This window comes from Trinickia sp. (genome assembly GCF_036503415.1).
Taxonomy (GTDB): Bacteria; Pseudomonadota; Gammaproteobacteria; order Burkholderiales; family Burkholderiaceae; genus Trinickia.
Genome location: NZ_DASXWY010000209.1, coordinates 1 through 14,622, shown reverse-complemented (window position 1 = coordinate 14,622; position 14,622 = coordinate 1). Strand labels below are relative to the sequence as shown.

The following is a 14,622-nucleotide window of genomic DNA, read 5'->3' as shown; positions in this document are numbered from 1 at the left end:
CTTTACATGCGCAGCCGGCCTTCGATATAGAAGGTACGGCCGGGGTAGGGGTGATAGACGAAGTAGCGGGCGTCGAAGAGGTTGTCGACGCCGACGCCGATTTCACTGAGCTTGGTCGGATGGAACGCGAACTTCGCGTCCGCGACGGTATAAGTGCTGGTGCCGCCGAATACGTTCGGGTTCGAATCGGTGTTGGTCAGCGTGTTGTACTCGCGGCCCGAGTAGCGGGCCGCAAGCGTCACGGCATAGCGTTCGCCGATTCGATAGGTCGCCGCGAGATTCGCGCGCCAGAGCGGAATCCGGTAGAAGTACTTGCCGACCGTCGCCGGGTTTTGCGCATTGGCCAGAATCTTCGATTGCGTGTAAGCCACACTGGCAATCAAATCGAGGCCGTGCACGACGACATCCTCTCCCTGATAACCGAGCTCGACACCGCGGGAGCGAACCTTGCCGATATTCTGGAAGCTCGTGACGTTCGGAATGACGGTTGTATCGGTCTGACTGAAGATCGTGTTTTTGACATCGTCCTGAAAGAGCGACAGCCGGAAGAGTCCGTTCCAATGCGCCCATTCCGCGGCCAGCTCCTTCGATAGGTCGTCCTCGGGTTGCAAATTCGGATTGTTATTGACGATCGACGAGCCGTTGATCTTTCCTTGAAACAGCTCGCTGACCGTGGGAAAGCGATAGGCACGCCCGATCGAAGCTCGCAGCGTCAGCTCGTCCGTCACATCGAACGATAGCGACGCTTTCGGCGAAAAACGGTGTTGATCGGCACCGGGGTATGGAACGCTGGTGCCCGCTAGCGCTTGTGCGCCGTTGTATGCCTGCCAGTCTTCGTAACGTAAGCCGGAGACGAGTTTCCACCGCGGCGCAAAGCGCCATGCGTCCTGCGCGTAGACGGCCTGCGTTTGCGTGCGCCCCTTGAACGAGTTGGCAAAGCTCTGGGCGCTGCCATCGCGCCAGTTGGAGGTATTGAACGTTTCGTTATCGAGGAAATAGTCGTCGTAGTGATAACCGAATGCGAGCGCATGATTCGCGAGACCGGGTAATGGGGATGGCGGCGTCCATGTCGCTTTCAAATCGAGCGTTTTCCAGCCGGTTCCGTCGCCGAACGTCACGGTACCCGGGCCATTACCCGGGCCGCCTGCATTTGCCAGGCGTGCGACAGCGTTCGATACGTCGTAATACGATGCGATCGCTTCGCCATTCCAGCCGCTTGCATTGCGCGTTTTCAGCGAGAGGCCGTACAGCCAGTTCTCGCTCCATCCGAGGCTGGGGGCAAGCGCGGATGCCGGGACGTTGTATTCGTATCCTCCGATGTCGACGCGCCCGCTATATATGGGGCTGCCATGCGCATCGAAGAGAAACGTGGAGGTCTGGCTGCTGTACGTCTGATGCCAGTAGCCGAGCGTGAACGCTCCCTGCAAGGTCGGCGTGAAGTCGTATTGCAGTTTGAGCTTGAGCTGATCCTGGACGGTGTGCTCGATGCCTTCGCCGTTCACGCCGATCACCGTAGTGGGCGCGTTCGTCTGATTGTTGTAGAAGTAGGCGCCCGTTACCGGAACATCGCCCGGCTTTGCCGGGGTGGTCGATTGCGCGAGCGTCGCGAACTGCAAGGGTTGACTGGTATTTTCGAGGTGATTCGCGCCGATGAAAAACGAGAACTTGCCGATGCGGTTTCCGATCGACGTACTTGCCTCGCTGCCGTTGAAGTTCCGATTCACACCGTAGAGGCTGAAATGCTGCGTGAACGCTTTGACGTTGGCGTCGGCCTCGAATCGAGAGGGCATGCGCGTCGTGATGAGCACCGTCGCGCCGAGCGAGTTGCCCGGATACAGCGCGGAAAACGGTCCATAGCCGACATCGACTTGGCGGATTTCCGCCGGATACACCATCGACCAACGGGGCGGAAACGAGTAGCTGTTGCCGAGCAAATTCGATAGCAGCAGCCCATCCGCGTAGACGAGGCCGCGCGCGCTTTGCGTATTGCTCGTGCCGCGCACTGCGATGATCGAGTTCAAGTCGCCGATGAAACGCTTGCGCACTGCGAGGTTCGGCATCTGCTTCAGCACGTCCTCGGTGTTGACGACGTTCCAGTTTCCGAACTGCTCGGGGGTGACGGATTCGACCGTACCGGGAGCATTCGGAAGGGCAGTGGGGCCCAGGCGAGCATTGTCGGCCGTTGCGCTGACGGTAATGGGGGGCAAGACCGTGGCGCCGCGTTCCATGGGCGATGCGGATGGGGTCGGGTGGGCCTGCTCAGCGTTTGAAGCCGGGCCCGGATTGACGTCGGTTGTTGCTGCAAACGCCGACGGTGCGACAAGCGAAATGGGCAACAGTCCGAACGTGACGAACCGTGCATGGCGGCGCGCGCGAACGCGCAGCCTTCGCGATGCGAAGTACCGCATGGAATTTTCCTGAAGTCGTTGAGCGAACAGCCGCGCGCCTTCGACAGGCGCGTCGGACGGGCTGCGAGTAACGGAAAGTCAGGAGAGGACGGGTGGGGCGCGGGGTCTACCGGAAGGGAACGCGCCGAGAGGGGTAAAGCGGATGGACAGCGTGGGGATAGCCGCTATTGCGACGACCGTAATAAACAGGAGTAGCGATTGCGGCGGTGCCGGTATCGCCGTGTGATTGGCCATCAAATCGCAATAGCCGCAGGCCGCCAGCGGATCGGCATGTGTGACGTGGGCGGAATCGGCTGCAGGTTGCGTCGCTGAGCAGAGCACGGCATTCGGATCGTCCCGATGCGCGGCGACAACCAACTGGCTCACGATTGGGGCGAGCACGATGAGCCACATGGCAACGAGGCCAAGCCATGCGGTCAGGTGGTTGCGGGATCGTGAAGTCATGGTGTGGAGGCTGGACGACGCGCGGCGAGTTTACCATCTGCTGAATCGGCGGTTCAAATGAAACCGTCCTGATACCCGGCTCCAGGGCCCGGTGACGCCGGCATTGCCGCCCCTGTTTCGTTGGACGGAAAGCGCGTCGCGCCGTACACTGAGATACCTATATAGAAGGAGGCCATCATGAGCAAAGCCCACGACGCCAAAAAGACGGAGAAGAAAGTGGCCACCAAGACGCCAAAAGAAAAGAAAGACGCGAAGAAGCTGAAGAAGGAGGCTTCGAAGCGTCAGTGATATCGCCAGGCCGAAGCGCCACCAGGCAAATAAAGACGTCGGTGTCAGCCAAAGGGTATACAGTGGGGAGACTGGCCGCCGACGCGTGGCCTTCTGCTTCAGGACGTCATCATGCAATCGCGACTTAAACGTGCTCCGGCCGGAATTCCCAGACCGAGCCAGGACGCCATCGAACGCAGCACACGTGCGCGTACCCTCGAGACTGCGGATGCAGCCAGAGCCGAGCAGCGACGCCTCAGTGACGCTGCGATCGACTCCAGTGCAAGTAAATGGCGCTACTCGGCTGTGCCCCCGAAAGCCTGACCATCATGCTTCAGTTTCCCAATCCGAGCCGTAGCTACGATGCCTCCCGGCATTGCGTGTGTTTCTGGGGCTACGACAATTCGCGCGAAATTACTTTCATGATCGACGACGCCATGCTCAGAAACCTGCAGCCTGGCGTCGGGTCGGACGAGCGCTCGGTGCTGGGTGTCTTTGACGAGTTTCGCGACAAGGTTCTCGAGATGGCACAGAAGCAGTATGTCGCCGGCCCTCAGAATCGATATTCGATTTCGTGAGCTACACGCTTCTCGCAAGAATGCGCTTGCCATAACGTCCCGAGAGCGGTCATTCGCCAATGGCCTATCGATGCTGGGTAGCGACTTTCAAGCCCAGCGATATGAAGATGGAGCCCACGATTTTTCCTTGCCAACGGCTAATCCAGGACAGTCGCTTCACGACTCGGCCCAATGGTCGAATCGAAAGTGCGAGAAGCGTCGTATACAGCGAACTCAAGACGACGAAAATAAGTCCTAGAACGGTGAACTGCAAAAAGACCGAACCTCGTTCGGGATGCACGAACTGAGGCATGAAAGCGAGGAAGAAGAGTGCGGTCTTAGGGTTGAGTACTTCGGCGGGCACTGCCTGCAAGAAGGCTTTTGCAGGCGTGACGGCAGGCACCTTCGGCAATGAGGGGTCGCCCTGCTTTTCGAGGATCGCGCGAACACCGAGATAGATCAGATAAGCCGCTCCGATGAATTTGACCGCGTTGAACGCGAGCGCGGAAGTCATCAGCACCGCCGACAGGCCAACCGCGGCGAAGACGGTATGTACGAAGTCGCCGGTTGCGATCCCGAGGCCTGTCATGACTCCCGTCTTGCGGCCGCCCTGAGCCGTGCGGCTCAATACGAGCAGCACCGCGGGACCGGGAATGAGAAACAGCCCGAGAACGATGACAACGAAGGTGCTCAACGAGGAAAGGTCGAACATTGCGGCTCCTGTCCTAAGCAGTTAGGAATGCGAGGATTGTCTACGATCCAGGCTCCAATGTCGAACGGCTGTCCTGGCCGCCTGCCACACGCAACGACTGGCCTGAAGGCCTGTAGGCCTGAGAGCTTGAAGTGGCTCGAATCGTTGGGCCACGCATAGCGCACTGGTGCGCGTTGCCGTTCAGTCGACGATATTGCGCACCCAGTCCGCAAAACTCTCGTTCTCGAATTCGTAGACATCGCGCGGAGTCTTCGCCACGACCGTCTTTTCCGCAAGCCGGCCCAACGCCTTTTGAATGTGGGTCGGCTGCAAGTCGTCGATACCCACGCGCTTGCGGATTTTGATCAGCGTCGCTTTCGCGAAGGGTTTCATCGAAGGATCGTCCGCGAACATCCGCACGAGTACGCGCTCGGTCGCGTCGAGCGAATTCCAGGTCCCCTCGTGATTCTCGGTGCGCGCCAACTTCTCCTGCTGCATCGCAATGGCTTCGGGAAACGTCAGCGCCGGACTCATCATCAGTGCAAGCACGGTTTCCATCAAAGGCTCCGGGCGCCGCCCGAACAACTCGAAGGCATCGCGCGCCGCCGTTGTATCGAGCTTGCGCTTCGTCGATTCCCTGAACCGCCGGGCAATGTAATCGACGAACTCGTCGCCGAGCAATGGGAAGTCCTGCACCGTACTCGCGGCCGAGTAGAGCGGTGCATTCGCATTCGTGAACACATGACCGAGCTTCGTGCGCGAAGAACCCGTAAACAACATGCGAAGCCGGCGCTGATGCTTCGTCAGCGTCGTGCGCAGCGCGCGCGCCATTTCCTCGCCCTCCTTGCTGCGGCCGAGCGATTGCGCCTCATCGATCAGAAACAGCACCGGCCGGCGCTTCGTCAACTCCGCAACGAGCGCATCGATCAAAAGCGCCGTATCCCCGATCTCCCGCTTGTGATCGTCTTCGAGTTCGATGTGGCCTTCGAGCGTGGCGCCGCCGAACTCGGCCTTACCCTTGAGCGATTTGACGGGCGCCTGCAGCCGCGCCAGGACCTTTTCGAGCAGCGAATGCGGTTCCAACGCCTCTTCGAGCGAACGCGCGAGGGCGGCGCCCGGCGTTTGCCGCGTTTGCCAGAGGTCGGCGTACACTACCGTGTAGCCCGCGCTTTCGGCCAGCGGTTTGAGGTCCCGCAAGAGAAACGCTGTCTTGCCGGTACGGCGCGGCGCGAAAATCGTCGTCGACGTGACGAGCCCGGCGTCCAGCGTGGCGAGATAGGCGCTCGCCAGCTCGGGCCGCGGGAAGTGCCACAGTTCCGTCAATTCCATGGAGTTATCCAGAATTATCCAGAGTGTGGGTAATTATACCTGAAATGGATAATTACGGATAACCTCGTGCGGCCTGCCGGATTTCGTTACATCTCTTACGGACTCCGGACCGTTGAGCAACATTTGCCTTTCGGCGGCTCGCTATACTGCGCGCCGTTATTCAAACAAAGACGAAAGGCCTCATATGTTGAAGAAAAACGTTCGGATTGCCGCCTTCGCGGCGTTGGCTGCGTTGAGCTCGCTGCCGGCATTCGCCGGCGATTTGAACAATGCGCTCGGCGGTGCACTGGGTGGCGCTGCCGGCGCTGCCGTTGGCGGCGCAGTCGGCGGCAGCACCGGCTCGGTCATCGGCGGTGCCGTGGGCGGCGGCGCAGGCGGGGCCATCACTTCGAATCGCCGGGAACGCACGGGTGCGATCGTCGGCGGCGCGCTGGGCGGCGGCACAGGCGCGGCGGCAGGCAATGCGCTGGGCGGGCGCACCGGCGGCATCATCGGTGCGGCCGCTGGCGGCGGAGCCGGCTCGGCGCTCGGCGGCCACATCTCGCGCGCGAATTCGTATTCCAACGATTACGGCGCTCACCGCGGCCGGCACCATCGCAAGCACCACTACCGCGACTGACATCATGCCGCTGACGGCTGTCCCAGCAGGGGCGGCCGTCGTCGCATTTGGCCGGTCGAAAGCGAACCAGGCCGACCGGCGGCTATCTTCCTCCTTGCCCGCTTTGTCCTGTCACTGGACAGCCTTGTCTCCCCGATAGTCTTTTAGAATCTCACGCATCGTAGCGCTACCGACCAAATTGTGGATGGCGGTAGTGCTCGTCTTGCGGCTCAATCGATAAATCGAAGAAGTAAAACGGAGCGCGGTCGATGCAGAACAACAAGATCGGGATGGGGTGCCGATGGGCCGCCGCGGCAGTCGCGGCATTGGCGCTCATGGCGGCAGCGGGGTGGCGGGCCGAGGCTGCCCGCGTGACGCGCGTCACGCCGCAAGGCAAGGTGGCGCAGGCCCGGCAGGTCGTCGTCAAGTTCGACGAAGCCATGGCGGCGTTCGGTTCGCCCGATGCACCCGCGCCGGCACGCGTCAAGTGCAACGATCCCTCGGCCAGCGCCGGCCACGCGCGCTGGATAGACGAGAAGACCTGGGCCTGGGATTTCAACGCCGATTTGCCGCCGGGCGTGTCGTGCACCGTCGATCTGGGCGACGGACTGAAATCGGCAGCAGGCAATGCGCTGAAAGGCCCCAAGCACTTCACGTTCGAAACGGGCGGGCCGTCCGTCAAATCGATCGAGCCGTCGGGCGGCGAGATCGAAGAGGATCAGGCGTTCGTGCTGCGGCTCAACGGCCCGGCGACGGCGGACTCGGTGCAACGGAACATCTGGTGCGAATCGAGCGGGCTGGGCAACCGCATTCCGGTCAAGAACGTCGATGCGGCGACACGCGCCGCGCTTCTGAAGCGATTTGTGCTGCAAAAGGAAGCGGCGCAGGTATTGACCTTGCAATGCCAGCAGGCGCTGCCGTCCGGTACGAACGCGCAACTCGTCTACGGCAAAGGGATCGCGAGCCTGAGCGGCCTCGTCAACGATGTCGAACGCCGCTTCGACTATACGGTGCGCGAACCTTTTTCGGCCGGCTTCAGCTGCGAGCGCGAAAACGCCAAAGCACCCTGTACTCCCTTGCGGCCGGTCCGGCTGCAGTTCAATGCGCCGATCTCGCGAGCCGATGCCGAGGCGTTCCGTATGAAAGGCCCGAACGGCGACATGAAGCCGTCGTTCTCGCCCGATAACAACGATCCGCAAACGAACACGGTCGAATTCGCGGCGCCGCTGCCCGAGCGAGCGGAGCTGATCATCCGTGCGCCCTCCAATTTGAAGGACGTGAGCGGCCGGGCGCTGGCCAACGCCGATCTTTTCCCGCTCAAAACCATGACGGCGCCCATGCCGCCGCTCGCGAAGTTTTCATCGGGGACATTCGGCATCATCGAGCGCTATGCGGAGCCGGACACGCCGGCGCTCGTGCCGATCACGCTGCGCAATGTCGAGGCGGACCTGCACGTCGATGGGCTCAACGCGGGCAATGCGCAGTTCGCGAAGATGCGCGTCGAGGCCGATCGCGACATTCGACGCTGGATGCGCAACGTCGACCGGTTCGACGGCTTCACCGAAGACCGCAAGTGGATCGATGAGCATATGCCCGAGCTGCTGACGCACAATCCGCATCCGGTCACGATCCCGCGCACCGGCGGCACCGACGACGCCAAGCAGGATCGCAAGAATCCGCAAATCGACCTGCGCTCGCTCTCGCTGCTTGCCGGTCAACAGAACATCGAAACGCTGACGCTGCCTAAAGCGGACCCGAAGACGTTGCGTCCGTTCGAAGTAGTCGGCATTCCCGTGGCGAAGCCCGGCTTTTACGTCATCGAACTGGCCTCGCCCGCACTGGGGGCGTCGCTCCTGGGCAAGAAGGCGCCGATGTACGTGCGTACCGCGGTGCTCGTGACGAATCTGGGCGTGCATTTCAAGCGTGGGCGCGCGAACAGCGTCGTATGGGTGACCACGCTCGATCGTGGGCAGCCGGTGCCCAATGCCGATATTCGCGTGAGCGATTGCAACGGCGACGAACTCGCTTCGGGCAGGACCGATGTCAACGGAGTCATGAAGACCGATGGGCCGCTCGACGCTCGCGCGAAATGCCGGGACGACAGCTTCGAGGGCCTGTTCATATCGGCCCGCGTCGACGATCCGAAAACAGGCCGCGATATGGCCTTCGTTCGATCGGATTGGAATCGCGGCATCGAGGCCTGGCGCTTCAACGTGCCCACCGATACGAGCGCGCAAGAGACGGTACGCGCCCATACGGTCTTCGATCGGACGCTGCTGCGCGCGGGCGAGACGGTTTCGATGAAGCATATGATCCGCGTGGAGACCATGCAGGGTCTCGCTTTTCCCAAGCGCTATCCGTCGCGCGTGACGATTCGTCATCTTGGCAGCGGACAGACGTGGCGCATGCCGCTCAAATGGACAGCCGATCATACGGCGGATTCCACGTTCGCCATTCCGGCCTCGGCAAAGCTCGGGGAATACAGCGTCTCGCTGGACGATGTCGATCCCGCCGCAAACGCCTCGAAAGATGCCGGCAAGAAGAACGGCCAAGACGACAGTGCCGGCAACCGCGAGAACAGCGACGAAGCCACCGATAGCGAAGACAGTGACGACGATTCGGGCGAGCACGCTGGCCCCAGCTACGCATCGGGCAGCTTCCGCGTAGAGGAATTTCGGCTGCCGGTATTCAAAGGCACGATCGCCGTGCGCGACGAGAAGTCTCATCCCCTCGTGGCGGCCAAGTCGGCACCGCTTGCCTTGCAGATCGAGTACACGTCCGGTGGCGGCGCATCGGGCTTGCCGGTACAGGTCTCCGCGTTGACCCGGCGCACGTCGCCGACATTTGCCGACACCTATCCGGAGTTCAGCTTCGAGCCCTATGTGCCCCGCAACGATGCCGGCACATCGGAATCGTCGGACGACGAGGCCAGCGCACGCGATTCGGGCGACGACGGTTCGAAGCTGATTGCCGACAAGCAACCCGTGACGCTCGATCGCAACGGCGCCGGCAGTCTCGCGCTGAAGGACATCCCGTCCGTCGATGGGCCGAAGAGCCTCGTCTTGGAGGCCACGTTCGCGGACCCGAATGGCGAGGTCCAAACGATCAGCGGCAATGCAACGCTCTGGCCCGCCGCCGTCGTGGCGGGCGTGAAGTCCGGGCAATGGGTGTCCGTCGGCAATGCGGTGCCGATCAAGGCGCTCGCCGTCGACCTTCAAGGCAAGCCCCGTGCCGGCGTGCCGCTCGAGGTACGCGGTATTGCGCGGATCACGATCTCGTCGCGCAAGCGCATGGTCGGCGGCTTCTATGCCTATGACAATCGCACCGAGACCAAGGACCTCGGCACGCTCTGCAGCGGCAAGAGCGACGACCATGGCCTCATGAGCTGCGATGCCAAGATCAAGGAAGCCGGCAATGTCGATCTCGTCGTGACGGCGAAAGACGGCGACGGCAACGCGTCGACGGCCTCGACATCGATCTGGGTCACGCGCGAAGACGAACTCTGGTTCGGAGGAGAGAACACCGATCGCATCGACGTATTGCCGGAAAAGACCGCTTACGAACCCGGCGAGACGGCCCGCTTTCAAGTGCGCATGCCGTTTCGCTTCGCCACGGCACTCGTTGCCGTGGAGCGGGAAGGCATTATCGAAACGCACGTCGTGAAGCTCGACGGCAAGGATCCGACCGTCACGCTGAAAGTGAATCCGGCATGGGGACCGAACGTCTACGTCTCGGTCTTGGCGCTGCGCGGGCGGATTCATGAAGTGCCCTGGTATTCGTTTTTCACGTGGGGCTGGAAAGCGCCGCTCGAATGGGCGAGGGCGTTCTGGTACGAAGGCAGGCGGTATGAAGCGCCGACGCCGCTCGTCGATTTGTCGAAACCGGCATTCCGATACGGCCTGACCGAGATCAAGGTCGGCACCGCGGCTCACAAGCTCGCGGTCACCGTCACGCCGGATGCGAAGTCCTATACGGTGCGCGGCAAGGCGCATGTGAAGCTGCGCGTGCGGATGCCGGGCGGCAAGGCGGCGCCGGCGGGCACGCAGATCGCCGTTGCGGCCGTGGACGAAGCGCTGCTCGAGTTGATGCCCAACGAAAGCTGGGACGTGCTCGATGCCATGCTGCAGCGGCGTGCATACGGGGTGGAGACGGCCACGGCGCAGATGGAGATCGTCGGGCGTCGCCATTTCGGACGCAAGGCGGTGCCCGCGGGTGGAGGCGGGGGGCATGGCGCGACGCGCGAGCTCTTCGATACGCTGCTGCTGTGGAATCCGCGCGTGACGCTCGATGCGAACGGAGAGGCATTCGTCGACGTGCCGCTCAACGATTCGCTCACGAGCTTTCGCATCGTCGCAATCGCGGCCGTGGGCGACGGCACGTTCGGCACGGGCGCCGCATCAATCAGGAGTACTCAGGATCTGCAGCTGATCTCAGGGTTGCCGCCGCTCGTGCGCGAGGGCGACCGCTTTCGTGCGCAGTTCACCGTGCGCAACACGACTACGCGCGCGATGAGCGTCGTTGTCACGCCGAGCGTGAAGGGTCTCGATTTGCCCCCGCAGACCGTGCAGGTCGGACCCGACTCGGCACGCGAGGTCGCGTGGCTCGTGACGCCGCCGGACGGCACCGCCGAGGCGACGCCTGCCGCGCTGACATGGAGTATCGGAGCCACGGAACAAGGCGGGCCGCACGCTTCGGATGCCTTGAAAGTGATGCAACGGGTGGATGCGGCGATACCGGTGACGGTGCAGCAGGCGACGCTCGCTCAGATCGACGGTACCTATTCGCTGCCGGTCGCCGCGCCGCCGAATGCCACCGCCACGCAGGCGGGCGCGTTGCGCGGCGGCATAGCCGTGTCGCTGCAATCGAAGCTTTCCGACGGCATGCCCGGCGTGCGCCGATGGTTCGAGCGTTATCCGTACAGGTGTCTGGAGCAGCAAACCTCGCGCGCGCTCGGCCTGCGCGATGCGGCGCAATGGCAGGCTGTCGTGGCCAGGATGCCTGTCTACCTGGACCGCGACGGCCTTGCCAACTACTTCCCGCCTAGCGACGACAGCGGTAATACCGGCAGCACGACGTTGACGGCCTACTTGCTCGACGCGAGCGACGAAGCAGCGAGGCTCGATGCGCGTTTCGCGCTGCCCGACGATCTGCGCGCCAAGCTCGAGGGCGGGCTCGTCAATTTCGTGGAAGGGCGGATCGAGCGCAATACGTGGGCGCCGCGCAAGGATCTCGACCTGCGCAAGCTGGCGGCGATCGAAGCGCTGTCCCGTTACGGGTTCGCGCGGGCGGGTATGCTCGATTCGATCGAGATCGCGCCGAACCAATGGCCGACGTCCGCGGTGCTCGACTACTACGCGATCCTGTCGCGGGTGAAAGACATCGCGCGGCGCGACGAAAAGCTCGCGCAGGTGGAGCAGATCGTTCGCTCGCGTCTCACCTACCAGGGCACGCGCCTGACTTTTTCGACGGCCGACACCGACGACCTCTGGTGGCTGATGGAGGGCCCCGAGAGCAATGCGGCACGCACGGTGCTGACGTTCGTCGACAAACCCGATTGGAAAGACGACATGCCGCGACTTCTCGCCGGTCTGCTTGCGTTGCAACAGCATGGGGCATGGCAGACGACGACGGCGAACCTGCTCGGCTCGTTTGCCGTCGAGCGGTTTTCGCGCGCGTTCGAAAGCGTCGCCGTGACGGGGAAGACGAAGCTGGAGTTCGGGCCGAACGCGAGTACCGTCGCATGGGGCCAGCCCGCTGCCGCGGCAACGGCGGGATCGTCGGTTTCGGCGCGATCGGCGGTGCAAGCGACGGCTTCGGCGGCTACGGCTGCCACCAAAACGGCCGATACGCGCGCTCAGCTGTTGGCGTGGCCGCCCGAGGCGCGCAGCGCACCGGTCCCGTTGACGCTCACGCATGAGGGGACCGGCAAGCCGTGGGCCACCGTCGAGAGCCTGGCCGCCGTCGAGCTGAAGGCGCCGTTCGCCGCGGGCTATCGGATCGCGAAGACGGTGACGCCTGTCGATCCCGCGGTCAAAGGCGTCACTACTCGCGGCGACATCGTGCGGGTGCATCTGGATATCGATGCCCAGACGGACATGACATGGGTTGTCGTCGATGACCCCGTTCCGGCCGGCGCGACGATTCTCGGCTCGGGCCTCGGGCGCGATTCGGAGGCCGCCACCGTGGGAGAAAAGGCGCAACGCGGCGCATGGCCTGATTTCGTCGAACGTGGCTACGATGGCTATCGTGCCTATTACAGCTATGTGCCTAAGGGCAAGTTCTCCGTCGAATACACGGTCCGGCTCAACAACGTCGGTACGTTCGGCCTGCCGCCGACGCGTGTCGAAGCGCTTTACGCGCCGTCGAGTTTTGGCGTCTTGCCGAATGCAGCGGTCGTCGTCCAACCGCCCGCGCCGGCGAAATGACGGGGAGCGAGGGACGATGCGTCGGCACGCGATCGAGGGCAATATGTTCAGGTTGAAAGCGTGGCGCGTTGCGATGGTTCGCCCGCTCGTCGTGCTGACGCTCGCGATGCCGCTTGCCGCGCACGCGCTCCCGTCGTTCGAGACCGTGCGCAGCCAGTGGCGCAGTTCGGATTGGGTGCTCGTATCGCGCGACGGCGTGCCGCTGCAGCGCACGCGAATCGACGATACCGAGCGGCGCGGCGAGTGGGTGGCGCTCGCCGACGTCTCGCCCGCCTTGCGCGAGGCGATCGTCGTGTCCGAGGACAAGCGCTTTTACGAACATAGCGGCGTCGATTGGCGCGGTGCCGCGGCCGCCGCGTGGGGCAATCTGTGGAATACGCGCACGCGCGGGGCTTCCACTGTCACGATGCAGCTCACGGGGCTGCTCGATGACGAACGGCAACGTTCAGGACACCGAAACGTTACGGAAAAGGCGAAGCAGGCAGTCGGCGCGCTCTGGCTCGAACGGAGCTGGCGCAAGGATCAGATTCTCGAGGCGTACCTGAACCTCGTGCCGTTTCGGGGCGAGACGATCGGGCTGTCCGCGCTTTCGATCACGCTGTTCGGCAAGGCGCCTTCGGGTCTCGACGAACGCGAGGCGGCCGTTGCCGCCGCGTTGATTCGCTCGCCGAATGCTTCGCCCGCCAAGGTTGCCGCGCGCGCCTGCCGCATTCTGCGCGATATGAAGGCACCCTCGGGCTGCGCTACCCTCGGCGGCTTCGTGCAACTCGCCTTCGCGCGGCCGGCTCCGGCCGTGCTGTCGGTTTCGCCCGAAACGCAGATGCTTGCGCCGCATTTTGCGCGTCGCGTCGCCAATGAGACGCATCCGGGCGCGGGTGCCCGAATCGTCACGACGCTCGACGCGAAACTTCAACGCTTCACGAACGAGATACTGACGCGCACGATCGTCGAGCTCAATGCACCGGCTCACCCGCGCAACGTGCACGATGCCGCGGCGGTCGTACTCGATAACGCGACGGGCGCGGTGTTGGCCTGGGTCGGTTCGTCGGGTGCGTTCTCGGGGGCGCGCGACGTCGATGCGGTGCTGGCGAGGCGCCAGGCCGGCTCGACCCTGAAGCCGTTTCTCTATGCGCAGGCGATCGCCGAGCGGCGACTCACGACGGCATCGTTGCTCGACGACGCACCGCTCGATCTGGCCGCGGGCGGTGGTCTTTATATCCCGCAAAACTACGACAAGGATTTCAAAGGCTGGGTCAGCGTGCGTACTGCGCTCGGTTCCTCGCTGAACGTGCCGGCCGTTCGCACGCTCGTGATGGTGACGCCGCATCGCTTCGCCATGACGCTGAGCGCGCTGGGTTTGCCGCTCACCGAAAGCGGCGACTATTACGGCTATTCGCTCGCGCTCGGCAGCGCGGACGTGACGCTCCTCTCGCTGACGAACGCTTATCGCGCGCTGGCCAACGGTGGGATCGTCGCGCCTACCTGCGATTTGCCCGGTTGCGCCCAACCGCCGGACCCGCGCTCGACACAGGCGGCAACGCGGGTGCTCAGCGCCGAGGCGAGCTACGTCGTGACGACGGTGCTGTCCGACAACAATGCCAGGACGCGCACGTTCGGCTTCGACAGTCCGCTGCATACGCGGTTTTTTTCGGCGGTGAAGACGGGCACGAGCAAGGACATGCGTGACAACTGGACCGTCGGGTTCACGTCGCGTTATACGGTGGGTGTCTGGGTCGGAAATGCCGATGGCGAGCCGATGTGGGACGTATCCGGTGTGACGGGCGCTTCGCCGATCTGGGCGGCGATTGTCGGGTATTTGCATCGACGGGTTCCGAGCGCGGCGCCTCGTCCGCCGAAAGGCGTCGTGCAAGCGCGCGTGAGCTTCGAGCGCAATATCGAGCCC

The 14,622-nt window shown here is 63.2% G+C and carries 8 protein-coding genes; 4 read left to right on the top strand and 4 right to left on the bottom strand.

Annotation, left to right across the window (positions count from 1 at the left end; genetic code table 11):
• Positions 1–2: 2 nt before the first annotated feature.
• The gene (locus VGL01_RS24190) at positions 3–2,408 is read right to left on the bottom strand and encodes a TonB-dependent receptor (protein ID WP_331573906.1); all 2,406 of its coding nucleotides are present in this window, start codon (positions 2,406–2,408) and stop codon (positions 3–5) included.
• A 78-nt stretch (positions 2,409–2,486) separates the two neighbouring features.
• The gene (locus tag VGL01_RS24185; protein WP_331573904.1) at positions 2,487–2,852 is read right to left on the bottom strand and encodes a DUF2946 domain-containing protein; all 366 of its coding nucleotides are present in this window, start codon (positions 2,850–2,852) and stop codon (positions 2,487–2,489) included.
• Positions 2,853–3,409: 557 nt separating this feature from the next.
• On the opposite strand from VGL01_RS24185, the gene VGL01_RS24180 reads away from it, so the two are divergent.
• Positions 3,410–3,697, top strand: coding sequence for a DUF1488 domain-containing protein (locus VGL01_RS24180; RefSeq protein ID WP_331573902.1), 288 nt, complete (start codon positions 3,410–3,412; stop codon positions 3,695–3,697).
• A gap of 64 nt (positions 3,698–3,761) precedes the next feature.
• Here the strand turns inward: VGL01_RS24180 and VGL01_RS24175 are convergent, their stop codons facing one another.
• Together VGL01_RS24175 and VGL01_RS24170 are read right to left on the bottom strand one after the other, a co-directional pair.
• On the bottom strand, positions 3,762–4,388 hold the full coding sequence (locus VGL01_RS24175) for a LysE family translocator (RefSeq protein ID WP_331573900.1): 627 nt from the start codon (positions 4,386–4,388) through the stop codon (positions 3,762–3,764).
• Between the two features lie 180 nt (positions 4,389–4,568).
• Complete coding sequence (locus VGL01_RS24170; RefSeq protein WP_331573898.1) at positions 4,569–5,696, bottom strand: hypothetical protein; 1,128 nt, start codon at positions 5,694–5,696, stop codon at positions 4,569–4,571.
• A 184-nt stretch (positions 5,697–5,880) separates the two neighbouring features.
• On the opposite strand from VGL01_RS24170, the gene VGL01_RS24165 reads away from it, so the two are divergent.
• The 3 genes from VGL01_RS24165 to pbpC all read left to right on the top strand — a co-directional run.
• Positions 5,881–6,315 (top strand): hypothetical protein, encoded by a 435-nt coding sequence (locus tag VGL01_RS24165; RefSeq protein WP_331573896.1) that lies wholly within the window; start codon positions 5,881–5,883, stop codon positions 6,313–6,315.
• A 248-nt stretch (positions 6,316–6,563) separates the two neighbouring features.
• Positions 6,564–12,719, top strand: a complete 6,156-nt coding sequence (locus VGL01_RS24160) for an MG2 domain-containing protein (protein ID WP_331573894.1) — start codon at positions 6,564–6,566, stop codon at positions 12,717–12,719.
• Positions 12,720–12,762: 43 nt separating this feature from the next.
• The coding region (gene pbpC, locus VGL01_RS24155; RefSeq protein ID WP_331573892.1) for a penicillin-binding protein 1C at positions 12,763–14,622 on the top strand (1,860 nt) is incomplete at its 3' end.